At 37.4% G+C, this 22,005-nt stretch carries 24 protein-coding genes; 11 read left to right on the forward strand and 13 right to left on the reverse strand.

From position 1 onward, the window contains the following. Positions 1–30: 30 nt before the first annotated feature. Genes mnhG through DZB84_RS14565 form a run of 7 tightly spaced genes read right to left on the reverse strand, consistent with a single transcriptional unit; the run spans position 31 to position 5,788 of the window. Positions 31–396, reverse strand: a complete 366-nt coding sequence (gene mnhG / locus DZB84_RS14535; protein WP_116352990.1) for a monovalent cation/H(+) antiporter subunit G — start codon at positions 394–396, stop codon at positions 31–33. Next, positions 380–664, reverse strand: a complete 285-nt coding sequence (locus DZB84_RS14540) for a Na(+)/H(+) antiporter subunit F1 (RefSeq protein WP_116352991.1) — start codon at positions 662–664, stop codon at positions 380–382. The genes mnhG and DZB84_RS14540 overlap by 17 nt, the downstream gene beginning before the upstream one ends. After that, positions 664–1,140: a Na+/H+ antiporter subunit E gene (locus DZB84_RS14545; RefSeq protein ID WP_116352992.1), complete on the reverse strand. Its 477-nt coding sequence runs from the start codon at positions 1,138–1,140 to the stop codon at positions 664–666. The genes DZB84_RS14540 and DZB84_RS14545 overlap by 1 nt, the downstream gene beginning before the upstream one ends. A 5-nt stretch (positions 1,141–1,145) precedes the next feature. Next, on the reverse strand, positions 1,146–2,627 hold the full coding sequence (locus tag DZB84_RS14550; protein WP_116352993.1) for a Na+/H+ antiporter subunit D: 1,482 nt from the start codon (positions 2,625–2,627) through the stop codon (positions 1,146–1,148). After that, the gene (locus DZB84_RS14555) at positions 2,620–2,961 is read right to left on the reverse strand and encodes a Na(+)/H(+) antiporter subunit C (protein ID WP_116352994.1); all 342 of its coding nucleotides are present in this window, start codon (positions 2,959–2,961) and stop codon (positions 2,620–2,622) included. The genes DZB84_RS14550 and DZB84_RS14555 overlap by 8 nt, the downstream gene beginning before the upstream one ends. Further along, positions 2,961–3,386 carry a Na(+)/H(+) antiporter subunit B gene (locus tag DZB84_RS14560; protein WP_116352995.1) on the reverse strand — a complete coding sequence of 142 codons (426 nt, stop codon included), beginning with the start codon at positions 3,384–3,386 and terminating at the stop codon, positions 2,961–2,963. The genes DZB84_RS14555 and DZB84_RS14560 overlap by 1 nt, the downstream gene beginning before the upstream one ends. Further along, on the reverse strand, positions 3,383–5,788 hold the full coding sequence (locus DZB84_RS14565; protein ID WP_116352996.1) for a Na+/H+ antiporter subunit A: 2,406 nt from the start codon (positions 5,786–5,788) through the stop codon (positions 3,383–3,385). The genes DZB84_RS14560 and DZB84_RS14565 overlap by 4 nt, the downstream gene beginning before the upstream one ends. A gap of 258 nt (positions 5,789–6,046) precedes the next feature. Between DZB84_RS14565 and DZB84_RS14570 the strand changes: the two genes are divergently transcribed. Then, entirely contained in the window at positions 6,047–6,265 is a 219-nt protein-coding gene (locus DZB84_RS14570) for a hypothetical protein (RefSeq protein WP_116352997.1), read from the forward strand. A 30-nt stretch (positions 6,266–6,295) separates the two neighbouring features. Here the strand turns inward: DZB84_RS14570 and DZB84_RS14575 are convergent, their stop codons facing one another. After that, the gene (locus tag DZB84_RS14575) at positions 6,296–6,865 is read right to left on the reverse strand and encodes a hypothetical protein (RefSeq protein ID WP_116352998.1); all 570 of its coding nucleotides are present in this window, start codon (positions 6,863–6,865) and stop codon (positions 6,296–6,298) included. Between the two features lie 342 nt (positions 6,866–7,207). On the opposite strand from DZB84_RS14575, the gene DZB84_RS14580 reads away from it, so the two are divergent. Continuing rightward, positions 7,208–7,765: a DUF5366 family protein gene (locus DZB84_RS14580; protein ID WP_116352999.1), complete on the forward strand. Its 558-nt coding sequence runs from the start codon at positions 7,208–7,210 to the stop codon at positions 7,763–7,765. A gap of 15 nt (positions 7,766–7,780) precedes the next feature. On the opposite strand, the gene DZB84_RS14585 is transcribed toward DZB84_RS14580, so the two are convergent. Together DZB84_RS14585 and DZB84_RS14590 are read right to left on the reverse strand one after the other, a co-directional pair. Continuing rightward, positions 7,781–9,646 carry a transglycosylase domain-containing protein gene (locus tag DZB84_RS14585; RefSeq protein WP_116353000.1) on the reverse strand — a complete coding sequence of 622 codons (1,866 nt, stop codon included), beginning with the start codon at positions 9,644–9,646 and terminating at the stop codon, positions 7,781–7,783. Positions 9,647–9,715: 69 nt separating this feature from the next. Next, the gene (locus tag DZB84_RS14590; protein ID WP_317616461.1) at positions 9,716–10,897 is read right to left on the reverse strand and encodes an MFS transporter; all 1,182 of its coding nucleotides are present in this window, start codon (positions 10,895–10,897) and stop codon (positions 9,716–9,718) included. Positions 10,898–11,148: 251 nt separating this feature from the next. On the opposite strand from DZB84_RS14590, the gene kapD reads away from it, so the two are divergent. Beyond that, positions 11,149–11,772: a 3'-5' exonuclease KapD gene (gene kapD, locus DZB84_RS14595; RefSeq protein ID WP_116353001.1), complete on the forward strand. Its 624-nt coding sequence runs from the start codon at positions 11,149–11,151 to the stop codon at positions 11,770–11,772. A gap of 129 nt (positions 11,773–11,901) precedes the next feature. Beyond that, positions 11,902–13,224, forward strand: a complete 1,323-nt coding sequence (locus DZB84_RS14600; RefSeq protein WP_223254458.1) for a C40 family peptidase — start codon at positions 11,902–11,904, stop codon at positions 13,222–13,224. 173 nt (positions 13,225–13,397) lie between these two features. On the opposite strand, the gene kapB is transcribed toward DZB84_RS14600, so the two are convergent. Further along, positions 13,398–13,781 (reverse strand): kinase-associated lipoprotein KapB, encoded by a 384-nt coding sequence (kapB, locus tag DZB84_RS14605; protein WP_116353002.1) that lies wholly within the window; start codon positions 13,779–13,781, stop codon positions 13,398–13,400. Between the two features lie 141 nt (positions 13,782–13,922). Between kapB and DZB84_RS14610 the strand changes: the two genes are divergently transcribed. Then, entirely contained in the window at positions 13,923–14,132 is a 210-nt protein-coding gene (locus DZB84_RS14610) for a hypothetical protein (RefSeq protein ID WP_116353003.1), read from the forward strand. A 16-nt stretch (positions 14,133–14,148) separates the two neighbouring features. Continuing rightward, positions 14,149–14,409, forward strand: coding sequence for a DUF1871 family protein (locus DZB84_RS14615; RefSeq protein WP_116353004.1), 261 nt, complete (start codon positions 14,149–14,151; stop codon positions 14,407–14,409). 258 nt (positions 14,410–14,667) lie between these two features. On the opposite strand, the gene DZB84_RS14620 is transcribed toward DZB84_RS14615, so the two are convergent. Then, complete coding sequence (locus tag DZB84_RS14620; RefSeq protein ID WP_116353005.1) at positions 14,668–15,471, reverse strand: alpha/beta fold hydrolase; 804 nt, start codon at positions 15,469–15,471, stop codon at positions 14,668–14,670. 166 nt (positions 15,472–15,637) lie between these two features. On the opposite strand from DZB84_RS14620, the gene DZB84_RS14625 reads away from it, so the two are divergent. From DZB84_RS14625 to DZB84_RS14645, 5 genes are all read left to right on the forward strand, one after another. Further along, positions 15,638–16,138: an Lrp/AsnC family transcriptional regulator gene (locus tag DZB84_RS14625; protein ID WP_116353006.1), complete on the forward strand. Its 501-nt coding sequence runs from the start codon at positions 15,638–15,640 to the stop codon at positions 16,136–16,138. After that, on the forward strand, positions 16,135–17,304 hold the full coding sequence (locus DZB84_RS14630) for an aminotransferase (RefSeq protein WP_116353007.1): 1,170 nt from the start codon (positions 16,135–16,137) through the stop codon (positions 17,302–17,304). Before DZB84_RS14625 ends, DZB84_RS14630 begins: the two co-directional genes overlap by 4 nt. A 445-nt stretch (positions 17,305–17,749) precedes the next feature. Continuing rightward, on the forward strand, positions 17,750–18,136 hold the full coding sequence (yugI, locus tag DZB84_RS14635; protein WP_116353008.1) for a S1 domain-containing post-transcriptional regulator GSP13: 387 nt from the start codon (positions 17,750–17,752) through the stop codon (positions 18,134–18,136). A 133-nt stretch (positions 18,137–18,269) separates the two neighbouring features. Then, positions 18,270–19,433, forward strand: coding sequence for an iron-containing alcohol dehydrogenase (locus tag DZB84_RS14640; RefSeq protein ID WP_116353009.1), 1,164 nt, complete (start codon positions 18,270–18,272; stop codon positions 19,431–19,433). A gap of 175 nt (positions 19,434–19,608) precedes the next feature. Then, complete coding sequence (locus DZB84_RS14645) at positions 19,609–20,955, forward strand: glucose-6-phosphate isomerase (protein WP_116353010.1); 1,347 nt, start codon at positions 19,609–19,611, stop codon at positions 20,953–20,955. Between the two features lie 43 nt (positions 20,956–20,998). On the opposite strand, the gene DZB84_RS14650 is transcribed toward DZB84_RS14645, so the two are convergent. Further along, positions 20,999–21,991 carry a potassium channel family protein gene (locus DZB84_RS14650; protein WP_116353011.1) on the reverse strand — a complete coding sequence of 331 codons (993 nt, stop codon included), beginning with the start codon at positions 21,989–21,991 and terminating at the stop codon, positions 20,999–21,001. Positions 21,992–22,005 lie beyond the last annotated feature (14 nt).

The raw sequence follows: 22,005 nt of genomic DNA on the forward strand, positions 1-22,005 counted from the left end.
AGCGAGGACCCCAATCGTCCTCGCTTTTTCTCATTGACTCATATTTTCTTTTGCAAGTTTTTCTTTATCCTTTAGGTCGTCACGAGCGCTTTTTTCCCAAAGTGGAACCTTTGAGTTATAAGCAGCACGGCTGATTAAATGACCAGAAACAGGTGAAGTCATAAATAGGAAGACAAATCCTAAAATCACCCTAAAGTTCATATAGCCTTCAATGATCCAAAAATATAAAAATGTTCCAAGGAGGATCGACAAAACCCCTAGTGTCGCACTTTTTGATACCGCATGATTTCTTGTGTACACATCAGGTAATCGAACAATCCCAATTGCACTTAATATGCTTAGAAGCGCTCCAAACAAGATCATAACTGCAAATAAAATTTTAAGCATCTCGGTCATGTTCAATTACGACTCCTTTCTCAAGGAATTTTGAAAAAGCGACGGTACCAACGAATGCGACAATCGCTATTAATAATATAACTTCAAGGAACGAATTGGAGCGTAAGATAATGGAAATAATCGCAGTAATTCCCACTAAATTGATCCCGATTGCATCAAGGGCTATGACTTTGTCAGGGATCGATGGCCCTTTTATAACACGGTATATATAAGCAATTGTTGAAACCGATAAGAAGACTAGAGCGAGATTAAGTAAAATTTCAAACATTATCGGCTCACCTCCATAATTGCTTTTTCAAATGAATTTTTAATTGAATCAATGGCTTCATCAACGTCTTGTATGTCCATTGCATGGACGTACAGTGTTTTTCTATCATCTGAAATATCAACAACCAGTGTTCCAGGTGTTAATGTTATCAGATTTGATAGCGTTAGGATTTCCCAATCTTTTGTGAGTTCAGTTGGCATTGCGAAAATCCCAGGTTTCACATCAAGCTTTGGCTTTACAACCACTTTCATAATTGCATAGTTTGAAAGAATTAACTCTCTAAAGAAAATCAAAATCAGCTTAATTACTGCCCACACATTATGAAGGTAAAAACGATGTGAGAAGGAACGACGTAAAACAAAAATAAGTAAAAGCCCAATCAAATATCCGCCAAAAAAGGCACTAAAGTCATAAGCATTCGAAATAAACATCCACGAAACGGCAATAAAAATATTTAAAACTAATTGCAACAACATAAGATCTACTCCTTTAAAACAGCTTGGATGTAGATGGATGGATCCGTCAAGTCTTGAGCTGCCTGAGAGATATACGGATAGAACCATTCAGCACCAAATCCAAGTGCAATTGAGAGTGAAAGTAGAAGAGTAATCGGAATTAGCAGTCCTTTTGTTGATCCTTTTTCTTCATCTTTCCTAAGTTTTGCTTCACCCCAGAATCCGTTAATGAAGATTTTCATTACCGAATATAGGACAAGAAGACTTGAAATTAAAATTGCCGCAACCAGTACATAATGCTCTGCAGCAAGGCTTCCTTTTACAATTAGAAGCTTCCCAACGAATCCGCTAAATGGAGGGATTCCTGCAAGTGAAATAGTAGCAATAAAGAACATCCAGCCTAAATATGGATGATGGTTAATTAAGCCTCCCATTTTCTTCAAATTGCTTGTACCAGTTATCACAATCATGGCACCGACTAAAAGGAAGAGGGCAGCCTTGATAATCATGTCATGAATTAAATAGTAAATCGATCCAGTCAATGATGTTGGTGTTAACGTTGCAACACCCACTAAAATAACACCAACCGCAGTTAATATATTGTAGATAATAATCTGTTTAACATCCCAATACGCAACAGCGCCGATTACTCCTACAACAATTGTAAATCCAGCAAGAATCCCAATTAAGGTATGTGTAAAACCAGTATCATGGTAGAAAATAATAGTAAATGTACGAATGATGGAATACACGCCAACCTTTGTTAACAATGCTCCAAAAAGGGCCGTTATCGGTGTTGGAGGAGCATTATAGGAACCCGGTAACCAGAAAAATAACGGGAAGATGGCTCCTTTTAATCCAAATACCACTAAAAATAAGATGGAGATTACAGTCACAATACCAGGTTGTCCTAGTTCACTTATTTTTGCTGATAGATCTGCCATATTAACTGTTCCTGTCACTGCGTATAGGTAAGCAACCGCAATAACAAATAGGGCAGATGAAATCACGTTCACCAAGATGTATTTAATGGATTCACGTAATTGCGGCTTTGTCCCACCGTGTACAATTAGAACATAGGAAGCCATTAGCATGACCTCGAAAAAGACAAAGAGGTTGAAAATATCCCCTGTTAAAAATGCACCTAGTACCCCAACCATTAAGAATTGTACAGCAGCATAATAAAAGAAACGTTCTCTTTCTTTTCCGATGTTCTTAAATGAATAGATAATACATGCTAAGACAACAATGCTACCTGTTGTAACTAGTAAAGAAGCAAGCATATCTGCTACTAGTACAATACCGAAAGGAGCATCCCAGTCTCCGAGGTTAAGGGTTTGAATCCCATTATGATAGACCTGATTGACAAGTATTAATGACAGGATGACTGTCAGAATTGTAGATAATAAGCTTATCACTCTTGATGCTTTCGTATATTTATTTACAAATATGAGTATGATTCCCGTCAGGAGAGGAATCAGTATTGGAAGGATTACAAAATTATTCATTGCTATCATTTCCCCTTAATTTATCCATGTTATCCGTTCCAAGCTCCTGATAGGATCGATACGCGAGCACTAGGATAAACGATGTTACCCCAAAGCTAATTACGATCGCAGTTAAGATAAGGGCTTGGGGAAGTGGATCAACATAAGCCTTCGTCCCTTCTACTAATATGGGAGCAGCACCTTGCTTCAACCCACCCATTGTTAAAATCAATAAATGGGCTCCATGACTGAGCAAACCTGTCCCAATAATTACTCGAATAAGACTTTTCGAAAGCATCAAATACGTCGCTGCCGTAAAAAGAATTCCGATGACAATTGCCATTAAAATCTCCATTAATCATCATCCTCCCCGATTGTTTGAATAATGGTCAAGGTTACTCCAACAACAACTAAATAGACACCGGTATCGAATAATACGGCAGTGGCAAGTTCCGTTTCCCCGAAAATTGGTAAATCAAAGTAACCAAAGGTATGACTTAAAAAGGGTACATTGAATAAGAATGAACCCATTCCTGTTAATGCTGCTATTAATAGACCAAGAGCAGCGACCTTTTTAAAGTCGAAAGGCAGGGCTTTTTTAACTGTTTTCATATCAAATGCTAAAAGGAAAAGGACGATCGCCGCTGCCGAAATCAGTCCACCGATAAATCCTCCGCCTGGCGTATTATGCCCTGCAAAAAAGAGATTCAAGGAATAGGCAAGAATGATGAAAACAGTTATTTTTGTAGCTGTTTGTAAGATTAAATCATTAGTTTTCATCCTTCTTTCCTCCTTGTTAAGCGTAATTTGATCATTGTAAAAATACCAAGTGCAGCTATGCCTAGTACAGTAATTTCAAACAATGTATCGAAGCCACGGAAGTCTACTAAAATGACGTTAACGATATTTGTACCTCCGCCTTCCTTATAGCTGTTTTCGACAAAATAACTTGAGATGGAATCAATCAATCTTGTACTATTTGCGGAAATTGCAAGTAAAGTTACAATTGTTCCGACCCCTAATGAAATAATTAGGTTTGTTAAACGAAAACGCATTGGCTTTTCCTTTTTCTGAAGCTTCGGAAGGTGATAGAAGCATAGTAGAAATAAGGCTACAGAAACGGTCTCAATTACTAGCTGAGTCAACGCCAAATCCGGAGCGCGGAAAAGCACAAAGAATAATGAAACTGAATATCCAACTGCACCAAGTGCAATAATTGCGGTCAGTCTTGACTTAGCAAAAATCGTTGTGGCAACCCCACCGACAAGAACAAATGCTAGTACTGCTTCAAAAAGCCGAACCGGCGCAACATGTGTTAAATCAAAGGCAAATCCATTTTTAATAATGAGTGAACTTCCAATTGCCAAGATAAAGAACGCAAACATAATAACCAAATAGTCGCGAATAACTCCGGTCATATAAAAACCATTAAGCTTTGAAGCTGATCGCTCCATTGTGACAAGCCCTTTGTCATAGAGATTGTTTAACGTTAACCGCTTGGAAAAGACATTATAAATGCCTGTCCATTTTGCAAGAGTGAGAAACATAAGTGTTCCTAACACAATGACTCCAATTGACATAAAGAGTGGTGCGTTCCATCCGTGGAAATACTCAAAGTGAACATGATAGCTTGAACCGCCATCAAGTAAGCTTGGAAGAATGGATGCCACAGCAGGCTCGATTACGCTTGGCGCCAATATGTTTGAGAAAAACCCAAATATTATGACAAGTGAAGCTAGAATAATAGGTGAAATTAACATCCCAATCGGTGCTTCATGTGGTTTTTTATCGAGTTTTTCAAACTGTGCTTTACCAGTAAAAGTTTTAAAGACAAGAATCATACTGTAAATGAAAGTAAATACACTAGCCACCCAACCCAGAATTGGGAAAATAACGCCGAATGTTTCCATATTAAAAACATCAAGTGTTGTTGCATTTACAATTGCTGTAAAGAATGCTTCTTTACTTAAAAAACCATTAAAAGGTGGTAAACCAGCCATTGAAAATGCACCAATGACAGCCAATGTAAAGGTAATTGGCATAACGGTCATTAATCCACCGAGCTTGCGAATGTCACGCGTACCTGTTTCATGGTCGACAATCCCAACAACCATGAATAAGCTTCCTTTGAAAGTTGCATGGTTAATTAAGTGGAAAATTGCAGCGACTATGGCAGCCAGATAAATATTTGAATCAAGATGATCATAGTGAAGAGCTGCTGAACCAATTCCGAGTAACGACATTATCATTCCAAGCTGACTAACTGTTGAAAACGCAAGGATTCCTTTTAAATCGGTTTGTTTAACCGCACTGAATGATCCCCAGAACAAGGTAATAATGCCAAAGGTCGAAATAATCCAAAACCATTCACTTGATCCAGCAAAAATAGGACTCAAGCGCGCAACTAAATAGATACCTGCTTTTACCATTGTTGCAGAGTGTAGATATGCACTGACTGGTGTTGGTGCTTCCATCGCATCAGGTAACCAGATATGGAATGGAAATTGTGCTGATTTTGTAAAAGCGCCTAATAGAATTAAAAGCATCGCAGGGATGAATAGTGGATTTGATGGTAACATATCCACTTGTCCAATCATTTCACGAATACTAAATGTATTAGTCATGATTGATAGTAAAACAAAACCTGCTAGCATTGCTAATCCACCGAAGACGGTGATTAACATTGATTTTTGTGCACCATATCTTGATTTTTCACGATTGTGCCAATATCCGATTAATAGAAATGAAGATAGACTTGTTAATTCCCAAAATGTATAAAGCACAATCACATTATCTGAGAGAACAACTCCAAGCATAGCACCCATGAAACAGAGTAAGTACACATAAAAGTTGTGTAAGGATTCCTTTTCTTTCGAAAGGTAATAGATTGAGTAGAGGACTACTAATGCCCCTATGCCTGTAATCAATAAAGCAAATAAGAGTCCTAATCCATCAATGTACGCTGTGAAATTTACGCCAATGGAAGGCATCCATTCTGCAGTACGGATTATCGGGTTTCCATTCATCGTATCCTTTATGAATGGAAAGAAATAAGAGAATAGGACTACAGGTAAAATTAGTACAAACCAACCTGTATGAATCCCTCGCAAATATTTGCGGAAGAAAGGAATAAAGATAGCCATTAGAAATGGAGATAAAATGGCCCAATGTACAAGTGACAAAACAGTACCCCCTTGTTATTTTTTTATCTTCTAGAATTATATAACAATTATAAAGAAGTTGCATGCCTTGCAACTTCTAGTGTCACCAAGTTTTTCAGTTGTTATTAAATATGTAGAGACGCGTCTTTTTGACCTAAAAAATTTTTCTATAAAAGTCACTAACTAGTTAAAATTCAGTCGGAATTACCTACTTGTATTTGAGAAAACTGTATAAAATATCCTATTAAGTCGAATGCTAATAGCAAGAGGTGAAATCTTGTGAACGTAAAAAAAGGAATTGTGGCAATCGCTATTTTTGCCTTTCTGTTTATAGGAGCATGGGTGATTCATGAACAAACGAAGAGAGAGTATGGAGAAAGCCAACTAGAAAATCAACATCAATTTCAAATCCAAACCATCAATTCTCCACAAACACCAGAGAAACCTAAGGTCTATCCAAAATTCAAGCCGCGAGAGTATATTCGAATTGAGCGCTAAATAAAAAAGGATGAGACAAAGCATCTCATCCTACATGACACTATTATTTCTTACCATTGGAACTGGAATGGCTTTATTATGAAACATCATGATTAACATAGGAACAGCAAGAAAGGCAAGGAGTACAAATAAAGTGAACAATAAGTTTGATGTTAATGAAATCCCAGCTTTATGTCCCGCATCCATATACTCCTTAAAAAGAGCGTTAATTTCTTCATCTTCAGGGAAATTTCCTAGCATTAAAAATTCCTGATTGTCGACATCATAATAAAAGAATTCATGCTTTTGGATATAGAAAATGCTGTCACGCTTTAGTTTATATGCCACATGCCCCACAACGACATTTGCTTTATACGTATCAATTTCCTCTTCGTTTTCCTTTGTCTCCGGATCATCCGGTGTAACAACCTTTGTAATTTCAGCTTCCTTTGAGATGGAATTGACTATTTCTGCAGAGCCGTTCGCATAATAATTGATTTCCTTCAATTTTTCATTGACCGCTTTTGTAAAATCTGATTCCCCAGCAGCACTAGCCGAACTTAAAAACGTAAAAAATGCAAAACAACTAATGAGCAACATTAATAAGAACCCTTTTTTCATAGAATCCCTCTTTCCTCTAAAATTGTAGCCTTTAATCTATATGTATTTTCAAAAAAGAGATTTACTACTAAAAAATGTATGTTAAAATCGAAAAAGGTATTTCTAGAAGATGTTCAAAAAGTCCGGTGAAAATGACACATCGAATTTCTGCGTTGGCTTGCTTCTCCGTTCCTCACGTATTTACTGCATACGATCCGGTACTCAAAGCTGCACCGCCTTGAAATTTCGACGCACAGGACGTGCTAGTGTCGACAATGCCACAGGATGTGGCGCTCTTGTCGACGCGGTCCTATTCATCCTCCTTTTTGAACACGTATTTTAACAAAAATATGAGGAAGCAAAATGAAAAATACATATTTTACAAGCTACTTTCCGCTCATTTCTATTATTCTATTTAGTGTTTCATTAGCGATTCTGACGGAATTGAAAACATTGGAGTTGTTAAAACAAATTGGCATTTATCGTGGAATGCAGGAATTTTTTTCGCCAACGTGGATTAATTTTGCGATTTTCTTTGTTTTTTTCTTACTCTATTTCATGGTGTTTGCGGCCTTAAAATTAATTGCTAATACATTACTTGAGCTTTCGCTATTGTTCTTCACGAAGGATAGCAATGGAGAAAGTCTGCGGAAAATAAGAGCGGGATCGTTTTTCTATTTAGGAGGAGGGACACTTTCATTAGCGTTTGTCCAATCCTTTTACGGCATTGTGATCGTTCTGTTATTAGCCACACTTGGCTATTTTATATTTTTTGTTTATAAAATTCAGGATACACTAACCTTTGGCGGATTAATTGGGATTGTCTTTTTTCATACACTTAGTTGGTTTACCTTTTTTATGACAATAACCTATGTTTGCCTTCAGCTATACAACAGTATCATCGCAAGTTTACCAATCTAAAAAGCGAGCCCATTATCATTTGTGGCTCGCTTTCATCATATCCTTCCAAATATACATTTGAGGTTTGCGTGACTCCATATACGAGATGCTCTTATTTTGATCATTTCCAACCCACACACCAGCCGTATATTGATCAGTGAGACCAATAAACCAAAGGTCTTTTACATCATTCGTCGTTCCCGTTTTTCCACCAATATAACCCGTTGAAAAATAAGCATCTTTACCAGTTCCCGACTTTACAACATCCCCAAGTAAGATTCTTACCTTTTGATTAGCAGATTCACTCCACACCACTACAGGTTTTTCATCCCATTCATATAGGATGTTTCCTTGTAAATCAGTCACTTTGGTAATTCCACGAGCTTGTATATATTGACCGTTGTTCCCAAATGTTGCGAAGGCATTTGTCATCTCAAGTGGAGACATTCCATAAGTAAATCCACCAATGGCTGCTGGCAAACTATGGTCTTCTTTTACTACATTGGAAAAATGAAGCTTGTCTAAATAGGAAAATGCGTGTTCAATCCCAACTCTTTCAAACAACCGAACAGCAGGGGTGTTGTAGGAATACTTAAAAGCTGTTCGTAGGGTAACATTACCATATTCTCCGCCCCCATAATTTCGTGGGCAATACCCATTTTTACAATAGTTATTGGCATTAATTGTTTGTGAAATAGAAGCACCCGTTTGATCAAAATAAGGCGCATAAACAAGCAAGGGCTTAATCACGGAACCTGGTTGTCGAAAGGCTTGAAAGGCACGATGGAACGTAAACTTTTGATAGTTTTTTCCGCCAGCGATTGCGACAATTCGATTCGTCGAGTGATCAATAACGGCAGCAGCTCCTTGTACATTTGCATTCGGTAAATAGCGATCCAAAGCTTGTACAGCTTCTTGTTGTATACTCGGGTTTAACGCTGTTTCAATCATGATTCCAGATTCGAGAACTTCGTTTACCTTTTGATCCAAGCCTTTTTGAAGTTCTTTCTTTACGTTGTCAGGTGCTGAATGTAACTTTTCATTAAAGCCTTCTTTTTCAGCAATTAATTCTTCAAACTCTTGATAAATATAGGTCGAATAATCTGGATACTGGTCGACACGATCACTCATCATAAGCTCAATCGGTTCCTGTACTGCTTTTTCATATTCTTCAGTTGTGATTTTACCTGCCTCTACTAATCTTTGTAAAATACGTTCTTGACGTTTCTTCGTATTCGAAAAATTCGTTATTGGATTGTAGAGGGTTGGGTTATTCGGGATGGCACTTAAAAATGCGATTTTCGCTAGTGTAGCATCCTTGATAGACTGGTTAAAATAGAGCTGGGATGCCGTTTCAATTCCATATGCCCCATTTTGAAAATAAATGGCGTTAATGTACAACGTTAAAATTTCCTCTTTCGTAAGAGTTCGTTCCAATTGATACGAGTACAAGAGCTCACTTAATTTACGATTATAGGTCTTTTCATTTGTTAAGTATAGATTTCGTGCAAGTTGCTGGGTGATTGTACTGCCACCCTGATCGATCGAGTCATTTTCTAGATTGATAAGGGCTGCCCGACCAATCCCGGTAATATCGAATCCTAGATGTTCATAAAAATGCTGATCCTCAATTGTTATAAACAAATCCCTCACAATTTGTGGAATTTCTTCAGCTGGAAGGATTGTTCGATTTTCACCCTGGCGGATCTCCGAAATCACGTTTCCAGTGCTGTCTTTAATGTAGCTTGTTTGTGGTAACACAACATCACCGATTGGAATTTCTTCATCAAGTACAGTAGAGAAGCTTCTTGTAGCCTTAAGCTCGCTATGTACCTGGAATAACACAAACATAAACACAAAAAAAAGAATTAAGGTGATGAAATACCCTGTTTGTCTTCTCATATATAACACTCTCTCAAAGATTACTATTCTCTCATTATATAAAAAAACAGACGGCATTTGCCATCTGTATTACGCGGCTTGTTGAGTTGATTTATCAGAATGTCGAACAACACTTAGCCTTAAAATAATCGCCCCTGTTAAAAAGAGTCCACTTGTTACGAAAAAAACAGTAGAGATACCGAAGATACCACTAAGGATTCCACCTGATATTGGACCAATCACATTTCCTAAAAAACGAAAACTGACATTATAGCCTTGGACTTCCCCCTGCATCGAAAGAGGGGCAACTTGGCGGATGTAGGCTGTCATACACGGAATTAATCCACCGACTGCCATGCCGAATAAAAATCTACATAGAACAAGCTGCCATAATTCGCTTACAAGACCTTGCGGGATAAACAAAATGGAACAGGCAAGGAGAAGGAGTGTTAAAATCTTTTCATGCCCCATTCGGTCACCTAACTTCCCCCATTGTCTCGTAAATAATAAGTTTCCAAATCCAGTCGCTGAAAACGCCATTCCAGCTAAAAATACAATATTACTACTGTCGGTTAAGTGAGTGACATATAATGCTAGTAAGGGCTGGATACTGAAATTCGCTACTTGAATGAGTGTTGATATAAACATGACGGTTAATAAAACAGGGTTCTTGAAGATATGAATTAATACCTCTTTACGTGTATATTTTTTTACCGTCGTACTTGTTTCATTTAACCGAACTTCTTTAATACCAATGCCCACTAGAATAACTGCACCTAAAATCACCACTGCGGTGATAACAAAGGTATACTGAAAACCAACGGCATCAGCAAGCAATCCACCTAATAATGGACCAAATAATGCTCCTGAAACATTTCCCATTTGAAGAGTCCCTAATGTTTTTCCTGCAATTTCCTTCGGGGTTTGTGCGGAAATGAGGGCTAGGGAGGTAGGAATAAACCCAGTAACAACACCCATAAAGAGCCTCAAGACAAATAATTGCTGAACTGTATTCACATAACCCATTAAAAAGATGCTGAAGGCAATGCCAGTTCCTGTAATTAATAGAATCTTTTTGTAGCCATTTCGGTCGCCAAAACGTCCCCAAATCGGTGAAATAAAAAAAGCAGTGACAAAGGTTGCGGCAAAGACTAAGCCGGCCCACCGTTGCACAAAGCTATCCGAGTAATCACCGAAAGTTTCGATGTATAAAGACAGAAATGGCATAATCATTGTTGCACTAGCTGCAACAAAAAAATTGGCAAACCACATAATAACCAGATTACGCTTTGTTGTTTGAATGGATAACACCTTCTCAATTCGGATATTTCGGTTTACTAAATATTATAAAATATTATCTTACTTTATTAAAGGTAAAAAAGCATATATATTATAAATATATTCTGAAAAATGAAAGGAACCATGTTATAATATTTAAAAAAGATGTTCGTCTAAGTTAAACTATTTTTAGCAGAAGTTAGCCACTTCTTTGGTAGGAGAAATATGACAAAGGAGGTTTAGGTGTGGATAATCAGCATCAATATTTGTTCATTGATTTTGAATTTACAATGCCTGAGGGGAAAAGCAACCCACAAGGATTTTATCCCGAGATTATTGAAGTTGGTCTTGTATCTGTGAAGAATCAGAAGATAATCGACCAATACTCATCCTATGTAAAACCGATAAAATTTCCTACACTAACTGAACGGTGCAAGTCTTTTTTAAACATATCCCAAGAGCAAGTAAATTGTGGAATATCGTTTCATGAACTAGTGAACAAGCTATCTGAATATGAAAAAACATCCTCAAGCACTATTATTACCTGGGGAAATATGGATATGAAGGTCCTTCGTCACAATTGTCAAAAGGCTGGAATTCCGTTTCCTTTTAAAGGAAAACAGCGGGATCTGTCAATGGAATATAAACGTTTTTTCGGAGATCAAAACCAAACAGGTCTGTGGAAGGCGGTTCAGGAATACGGTAAGGAAGGGACAGGTAAACACCATTGTGCCCTCGATGATGCACTTACAACCTTTAATATATTCAAATTAGTTGAAAATGATAAACGCTATTTAGCAAAACCAGAGCCAACAACCATTGGCGATCGTGTTGATTTTTCAAAAGTCCTAAATAAATTTGCCTTATAAAAACCAATTCACTCCAAATAGTGAATTGGTTTTTATTTTTACTGTAGATCACTGTCGAATATTTACAATGGATTTAAAAAATAATCGCATCCCGATAGGATATCCTAATTGGAAAAGGAGGGATGCCCAATGTTTATAGGTCATAAAATCGAAAATCCACAAACCATTACTTTATATATTGATCCAGGGTTACAGGAATTTTCCAGTGAACTTGGTACACAAGAACAAGGGAAAAAGCTTCATTTTAACGAAAGTATCCGAATATACCTAAAAGAAAAAGTCCCCAACCTGAATCCTAATATCGTTAAAGTTATGATGGGAACAATTGTCGTTGCTACTGTTTCAATGGTGGGGGGGAATCATACGTCAACCGTAGAAGCAGCAAGTAATGGTCATGTCCAAAAAAACTCTACACATACAGTGGCAAATGGAGATACCTTATATGGAATTGCAACGCAATATAATTTGACCGTCTCTCAATTAAAGCAGTTGAACCATCTAACTGGAGATATGATCTATCCTGGTCAAACACTTGTGATTAGTGAGACGCCACCACCTAGTACAACCGCGACATATACGGTAAACCGCGGTGATACCCTTTATTCTATTGCAAATTCGTATAACATGAGTGTCGACCAATTGAAGCAATTAAATAATTTAACATCAAATACGATTCAAGTAGGGCAAACCCTACAAGTCATTGGTACTGCACCAGAGTCCTCACAAATTCAAGCACAAACATACACGGTTCAACCTGGTGATTCGCTATATTCGATTGCCCAGCGAGCTAACACAACCGTTGACCAAATTATGAAAAACAATCAATTAACCTCATCAATCATTTCTGTTGGCCAAACAATACAACTAGGAAATGCAAAATCGACTCCACCACAAAATGTAGCAAGTGCTACATATACCGTTAAAGCTGGAGACACCTTATATGGAATAGCACGCACTTATAATATGAGTGTTACAGAACTTAAAAATATCAATAATCTAACAAGCAATACCCTTTCGATCGGACAAGTCATAAACGTGACCGGAAATGCAAAAGCTGAATCAAATGTTCAAAATAGGGAGCAAGTTTTGAAAGATTTAGTTTCAGATAGCTATAATTTTATCGGGATTCCCTATCTTTGGGGTGGAACGACAACGGCTGGGTTTGATTGTTCAGGATTTGTTTCGTTTATGCATGCTAGACATGGAATAGACATTCCAAGGAACACATCAGCTGGTTACTACACAATGGGGACCTCTGTTTCAAAAGCAAATCTCCAACCAGGTGACCTTGTGTTTTTTGCTGTCAATAATACAGGCCAAATTTCACATGTTGGTTTTTATGCAGGTAATAATGAGTTTATATCCGCCACATCTTCGAAAGGAATCGCGGTGGTTTCCATGGATAATTCGTATTGGTCCAAGTATTATGTTGGTGCCAAACGGGTTTACTAATATGAAAAACCTCCGGAAATGGTATTCCGGAGGTTTTTAAGTCTAAAATGGCTTTATTCAAATTTATGGTCAATCATAATTAGTTATGGCTGATAGGGTAAAAATATGGCCAATAAAAACATTTTATAGCCAATAAATAAAATTTATGGCTAATAGCAAAATGTAAGCAAGACTTATTTAAAATAATCCATCTCTAATACTTTCATGTTTTCCAGGCTACGCATTGCCCATTCGGATCCTTCTGTTTCTAATTCAGTCTTTGTTTTTTCCACAGCTTCCTTTAATGAAGCCTTATATTCTGGAATATCTCCTGAAAAGGCGCGAACCATCTTTTTCGGTACATTGGTCTGTTCATTAAAAGCAAGTGCTCTACGCTCTTGGAAAAACGGCACATTAGCATCCCTCGGTGAATGAATGTCCCCTTGCATTGGATGCTTAAGAACAGCCTTTACCTTCACTAGATAGTGTTCAGGCTTAATCGCTGTTATTTCCCCAATATATTTTCCTGTCTTATAAATTCCTGTTACAATGTCACCGACTTTGAATTCAGTAGACATGATAATCACTCCCTTCGCAAATGACTACACAATCACTCTCTTCATTATAACTGACCACAATCGAACAAGCATCTATAACACGTCCAAAGGATTGTGTTATAATGATGAAAGTTATTATTTATCGGTGAAAGGTGTGTAGTAATGCTGTTTTTACCAATTTTAAATCTGTTTCTATATTTTCCTGAGGATAAATCAGAATATATTCCAGCTGCAATAAAATTAGTCATTTGTATCATTATCGCGGTTGTCGTATTTCGTTTAATCGTCAAGCATTCAAAGAAAGAACAGGCAAAAGCTGAAGAGCTCGAAAAGCAAATTATGAATCAAGATAAAAATAATACTATGAAGTAAATCACCAGGTGATTATATGGAAAATCAACAAGCAAATTTACAAATGATGATCCTGCTTCAAGAATGGGATCCACTTGGATATGGGATTGGCTCCTATGAAACGGAAGCAGTAGATGTATTACAGGCCGCTTATCAATTTGATGACCCAGGAAAATTGGCCAGAAAAGTTCAGTCCATTTTCGAATTCTCCTTTGAAGAAATCATTGCTCTTAAAGAATGTGAGAATATGGCCCTACAGTTATTAACCATTAAAAATAATGCAGCATGTGAACTTTAGGAAAGATGGGGGCTATGGGCTGCCTATCTTTTTTGTTTGCAGGGAAAATTCGACCGGAGTAATGGAAAATTGTTATATCAAGTCCCAATACCGTCATGATTTGGACAGCAGGAGCGAGGAAATCCTCAATTGAGTCCAAATACCGCTTTTATTTTGACAACAAGAGTTAGAAATCCCCACCCGAGTCCAAATGCCACCTTGATTCCGACAGTATCAGCAAGGATTTCTTATAAACAAGTTCTAAAAACCTTAATCTAGCTAAATAAACTCTGTAATATGCGTAGCTACCTTTTCAGGACATTCCTCAGGGACCAAATGGCCTGTATTCTTGATTGAAATGAATGTAGAATGGGGTAAATCTTGATGAAGCCTTTTCCCCACAGAAATCGGAACAACCCGATCTTTTTCACCCCAAATTAACAATACAGGATGCTTGATTTGTTTTAATTCCTCAGATGATAAATCACCTTCGCGATGACGGATCATCCTTGTTAATCCCATAAAAATTCGATTATCTAAGAATGGTTCCGTATACCCATCAATCATCTCTTGATCAATTAGCTCATGATTGTGAACGACATTTCGTAAATTATGTAGTACACCTTGCTTTGCAAGCTTTTTCTTTACGATAAAATGAAAATAGGGAAGATAGGAAGAATAGATTAAGGATCTTGGCATCCTTTTCATATAACCCGAGCTGCACAACAAAACTAATTTATCGACTAGAGCTGGTGCTTGTTTTGCAAGGTATAAACAAATCTGGCCCCCCATCGAATGTCCTACTAAATTGATTTTTGTGAAATGAAAAGAACGAATTAACTCACTTACTACCCATGCAATATTTGAATATGAGTAATTGAACCTTGTTGATTTTTCACTTTTTCCAAATGGAGGAAGGTCTACTGATAGAATCGTATAGTTTTTTGAAAGGACTGGGATAAGCCTTCGAAAGCTGAAAGATGATGATAAAAAACCATGCAATAACACGAGAACCGGTTTCTCTTTATCTTGTTGATATAACTCATAATGGAGCTTTATTCCCTTAATTTGTATTGTATCCATTGATGGAAAATCCACATCCTAATTAAATGATTTATCCCTATTTTTACCAAAGGGAAAAGAAAAACTCATAAAGTTTTGAATGAATTAAAAATTTTTCAATATACTGTCCATTTATCTGATATAATAAGTGACAAAAATTATTTCAAAAAATCTAGGGGTGACCGTTATGCAATTACAGGAAAATGAAATTGAGATACTCGAAATTATTGAAAATAATGGACGACTTCCTGTAGAAACAATCGCAAAATTAGTTGGCAAAAGTGTCGATGAAGTCGATGCTATTATTCGTAAGCTAGAAGAACTAAAGATTATTGTAGAATATAACACAATTGTTGACTGGAAGAAAGTTGCAGGTCACGAAGGTGTAACAGCCATGATTGATGTCAAGGTAACCCCGAAAAAAGGTGTTGGCTTTGATGAAATTGCAAAGCGTATCTATCACTTTAAGGAAGTAAAATCTGTTTATTTAATGTCTGGTGCATATGATTTGTCAGTTGTCATTGAAGGAAAAACGATGTCTGAGGTTGGGTCTTTTGTATCTGAAAAACTTTCAACTCTGGACTCAGTTCTGTCAACAACCACACATTTTATTTTGAAAAAATATAAGCATGATGGAACTATCTTCGACCAAGGCGAAGATGATAAACGGATTGTGGTGACACCATGACTACCCACTATCTTTCCAAAAAAGTACAAGAATTAAAGCCTTCAGGAATCCGTAGATTCTTTGATTTAGCCGTTACGATGGAAGGAGTCATTTCCTTGGGCGTGGGCGAACCGGATTTTGTAACACCTTGGTCAATTAGAGAGGCAAGTATTCAATCCATTGAAGCGGGGATTACTTCCTACACTGGAAACGCCGGATTGCTTGAATTACGACAGGAAATTTCGGGTTATTTAAATAAGTCCTTCGGTGTTGAGTATTCACCAAATAATGAGATTATTGTCACTGTGGGTGGTAGCCAAGCAATTGATTTAGCGATTCGAGCACTTATTGACCCAGGTGATGAGGTTATTATTGTAGAACCAACTTTTGTTGCTTATAGCCCTATCGTTTCACTTGCAGGGGGAATCCCAGTACCTGTGAATACAAAGGCTGAGAATGAATTTAAGCTACAGCCTGATGAAATTGAAAAAGTTGTATCAGACCGTACAAAAGCCATTATTATCTGCTCACCAAATAACCCAACAGGTACGATGCTGAAGAAGGAAGAGCTTGAAGCCATTGCGAAAATCGTGGAAAAACACGATTTGGTTGTCATTTCAGACGAAATTTATGCAGAGCTCTCTTATGAAGGGAAATACACTAGCTTTTCAAGCATCCCAGGGATGTTTGATCGTACCATCCTAGTTTCAGGATTTTCTAAGGGATTTGCGATGACGGGGTGGCGCTTAGGGTATTCAGCGGCACCAAGAGAAATTTCGGAAGCAATGCTAAAAATTCATCAATATACGATGATGTGTGCCTCTACAATGGCTCAATATGGGGCAATCGAAGCTCTTCGAAATGGTCTTTCTGAAGTAGAGTATATGAGAAAAAGTTATCGCCAGCGCAGAAACTTTTTCGTTTCTTCCTTACAGGAAATTGGCTTATCTTGCCATGTGCCGGGGGGAGCGTTTTACGCATTTCCATCCATTAAAGAAACAGGGCTATCATCAGAGGAATTTGCACATCGTTTATTAATGGAGGAAAAAGTCGCAGTTGTTCCCGGTAATGTCTTTGGAGAAAGTGGTGAAGGTTATATTCGTTGCTCCTATGCATCATCCCTTGAACAACTTCAAGAAGCTGTAAAACGGATGGGACGATTCCTGAAAAATAATAACCTCGTGTAATATAAAAAATGGACAAAACCAATTTGGTTTTGTCCAACATACAAAAGGGGGAATACTAGAAAGCCTTTGAAACTAGTTTACCCATACATCTCCTTTTTTAAACACCATATAACATCCCTTCTCTGAACAGTGAGTAATTATTACCTGCTTCATAATTTCAATCCATAATGGCAACTATAATGAATGTAAAAGAATCATTTTTGAATATCTGACCATTTTGTGTTATAATTTTTTATTGCGTATATAAAAGTGTGAAGTTCAATAAGGAGGGTGAAAAAGGACCGAGTATTTCAAGGTGGCGCAGCAGAGAGTACAGAGCGTATGCAGTTAATATGTGAGGAACTCAAGAAGCAAGCCAACTCAGAAATACGTTGCGTCATTTTTGACCAAGTTTTGAACATCCTCTAAAAATGTGTATAAATTAAAGTTTTAGGAGTTGGGTAGCATGACAGAAAAATTTGAAGTAGGAAGTGTTGTTAAGGGTAAAATTACGGGAATTCAACCTTATGGCGCATTTGTTGCATTAGACGAAAATACACAAGGTTTGGTTCATATTTCAGAAGTAACCCACGGTTTCGTTAAAGATATTAACGAGCATGTAAAGGTTGGCGACGAAGTAGAAGTTAAAATTTTATCAATTGATGAAGCAGCAGGCAAAATTGGACTTTCTATTCGTGCAACACAAGAGGCACCAGAAAAGCCAGCAGCGCAAAGAACTGCAAAACCTAAAAAACGTCCAGCACAAGCACAACCAGCTAATTCTGACACACAAGGTTTCAACACGTTAAAGGATAAGCTAGAAGAATGGATTGAACAATCTAATTTCAACTAAAAACAACGAGAGAAGAGGCGATTATTGAAATTGTCTCTTTTTTTTACATGCACTGGACTGTAAAGGTAAATCTATAAAAGCCTATTTTACAAAATTGAGTGATATGGCATAATTTTTTCAGGAGGCGAGTATTATGGAAAACTTTACATACTATAACCCAACGAAGCTTATATTCGGAAAAGGACAGATACAAGAGCTGAAGAATGAAATTCCACAATACGGCAAAAAAGTACTGCTTGTTTACGGTGGGGGAAGCATTAAAAGAAATGGATTGTATGACCAGGTCATAGATCTATTAAAAGAAATCGATGCAGAGGTTCACGAACTTTCTGGAGTTGAACCAAATCCACGTTTATCAACAGTCCGAAAAGGCATTGATATATGCTGTAAGGAAGGAATCGAATTTATACTTGCAGTTGGTGGAGGTAGTGTCATTGATTGTACAAAAGCAATCGCAGCCGGTGCAAAATACGATGGAGACGTATGGGATTTTATGTCCCGTAAAGCGGTTGCTACTGATGCTCTTCCATTAGGAACAGTGTTGACGATTGCTGCGACTGGTTCAGAAATGAATTCAGGCTCTGTTATTACAAATTGGGAAACGAATGAAAAATACGGATGGGGAAGTCCAGCAGTATTTCCTAAGTTCTCTATTTTAGACCCGGTTAATACGTTTTCGTTACCAAAAGATCAAACTGTCTATGGCATGGTGGATATGATGTCACACGTCTTAGAGCATTATTTCCATCACGTTCCAAATACATTAACACAGGATCAGTGGTGTGAATCGATTCTACGCACGGTTATTGAAACAGCACCAAAGTTAATCAACGATCTTCAAAACTATGACTACCGAGCAACCATTATGCTTAATGGAACACTCGCTTTAAATAAGATGTTAAACATGGGATATAGCGGAGATTGGGCAACACACAATATTGAACATGCAGTCTCTGCTGTATATGATATTCCACATGGTGGCGGTCTTGCGATTTTATTCCCAAATTGGATGAAGCATGTACTAGATGAAAATGTAGGTCGTTTCAAACAATTAGCAGTTCGTGTCTTTAATGTCGATACTGAAGGAAAAACAGACCGAGAAGTTGCTCTTGAAGGTATCGAGAAACTTAGAGAATTTTGGAGCAGTATCGGAGCACCGTCTACACTTGCGGATTATGGTATTGGTGAAGAAAATCTTGAACTTATGGCTGAAAAAACAGTTGTTTATGGAGAATTCGGCCGCTTTAAAGTACTTAATAAACAAGATTCCCTTGAAATTTTACGGGCATCTCTATAAATGCAAAAAAACATTCCTATAATCTAACAAAAAGGCTCATACTACTTGTGTGAGCCACTTTTTTTTGAAAAATTTATTTGGTTACGCTTACAGTAGGTCGGCAGTATTGATTTTGCGGAAAAGTTTGGGTACAGTGGAAAGAGACTTTGAAAATACAAGGGTGGAGGTATAGCAAATGACACATGTTCGTTTTGATTATTCAAAAGCTTTAACTTTTTTTGGAGAACATGAAATTACATATCTGCGTGATGCGGTAAAGGTCGCTCACCATTCTATACATGAAAAAACAGGCGCAGGTAGCGATTTCTTAGGATGGGTAGACCTTCCTTCAGAATATGACAAAGAAGAATTTTCACGCATTCAAAAGAGTGCTGAAAAAATCAAATCAGATTCTGATATCTTACTTGTCATTGGAATCGGTGGTTCTTATTTAGGTGCAAAAGCTGCAATCGACTGGTTAAACCACTCCTTCTATAATGCACTATCAAAAGAACAACGTAAGACACCACAAATCGTATTTGTTGGAAACAACATTAGCTCAACTTATATGAGAGACCTAATGGATTTACTAGAAGGAAAAGACTTCTCAATTAATGTCATTTCTAAATCTGGTACAACAACTGAACCAGCACTAGCATTCCGTATCTTTAGAAAAATGTTAATTGAAAAATACGGAAAAGAAGAAGCTCGTGGTCGTATCTTTGCAACTACTGACAAAGCTCGTGGCGCATTGAAAACATTAGCAACTGAAGAAGGCTATGAATCATTCGTCATTCCAGACGATGTTGGTGGCCGTTATTCTGTATTAACTGCTGTTGGTTTACTCCCAATTGCTGTTAGTGGTGCAAATATTGAAGAAATGATGAAGGGTGCACAAGCTGCAAGTGTTGATTTCTCTAAATCAGAGCTTGAAGAAAACCCTGCATACCAATATGCTGCAGTACGTAATGCTCTTTACAACAAAGGGAAGACAATTGAAATGCTCATCAACTATGAGCCAGGACTTCAATATTTCTCTGAATGGTGGAAGCAATTATTCGGTGAGAGTGAAGGGAAAGACCAAAAGGGAATTTACCCATCATCAGCAAACTTCTCAACCGATCTTCATTCTCTTGGACAATATGTACAAGAAGGTCGACGTGATTTGTTTGAAACAGTCATTAATATTGAAAAATCCCGTCATGAGCTTATTGTAGAAGCCGAGGAGTACGATCTTGATGGATTAAATTACTTAGCTGGTAAATCCGTTGATTTTGTAAATAAAAAAGCATTTGAAGGAACAATGCTTGCGCATACTGATGGTGGAGTACCAAATCTAATTGTTCATGTACCAGAAATGGACGAGTATTCATTTGGATATCTTGTGTATTTCTTTGAAAAAGCATGTGCAATGAGCGGTTATTTACTAGGTGTTAACCCATTCGACCAACCTGGTGTTGAAGCATACAAAGTGAATATGTTTGCATTACTAGGTAAACCTGGCTTCGAAGAAAAGAAAGCTGAACTAGAAAAACGCTTATAATATAAATATTTAAAAAAGGGATTCCGATGAGTTGGAATCCCTTTTAGCTTTTTAATATCAAGATTTGATCGTTTGTACGTATTTCAAGAGATAGTGGAGGGTTAATGGTTATTCCTTCGTTCCGCTTTATCCCGATTAGAATTTTACCTTCTTTTAATAAGGTCTCACTCGCCTTTTGGAACGTCATCCCAATTAAATCAAAAGTAGCATCCAAGAACTGCAACTTTACGCCTTTTAAATCCACTAACATTGAGAGTAATGCATCAGATACCCCATGAGATAAAATACTATTTACCATGACTAAACTTGAAATCCGATTTGTTTGAATAATTTCGTCTGCACCGCCACGCTTTGCATTTTGGATTTGATGAGTAGTAAGGATTTCCACAATCGTATATACAGTGGGATTTAGACCCTTTATAGCCAATAACGTAAGGATGGAAATCATATCAGCGTGTATTTCGTCTTTTCCTTGGTCCGCTGTCACGAGGACCATTTCCGCATCTTGAATATTAGCTTGTTTTAATGTCTCATCACGGGTTGGATCTCCTTTAATAAAATGAAAATGATTGCCTGGCATCGGGTTTTTTTCTAATGAATCATCGATTAACAGAATTTCAAGGACAGATCCAGGAGTTTTAAGAAGCGAAATCGTTTCTCTGACACGTTCATTCCAACCGATGATGATAATATGTTTTTTGCCATGAAATCCGGAAGTTCCTTCAAGATAAGCATTTTGGGTAACGAAGGTTGAAGTCGAAATGGCAGCAAAATACCTTGTTACAATTCCAGCACCGATAAAGATAAGTAACATACCTACTATTCTTCCAAAGAAGGAGGTTGGCGCATAATCACCATATCCAACCGTTGCTGCGGTAACGATTGCCCACCAAACCCCATCAAAAATCGTTGGAAAGTTCTCCGGCTCGATTAAGTGAATAATTGCCCCAAAAATGATGATGACCAATAATACAATTCCAATTAGCTTTGCAATCAAAAAGCGCTTAAAAAAAGAAGATAAGATACTTGATATCAAATTGACTACTCCTT

This window comes from Bacillus sp. HNG (assembly GCF_003400205.1).
Taxonomy (GTDB): Bacteria; Bacillota; Bacilli; order Bacillales; family Bacillaceae_L; genus Ferdinandcohnia.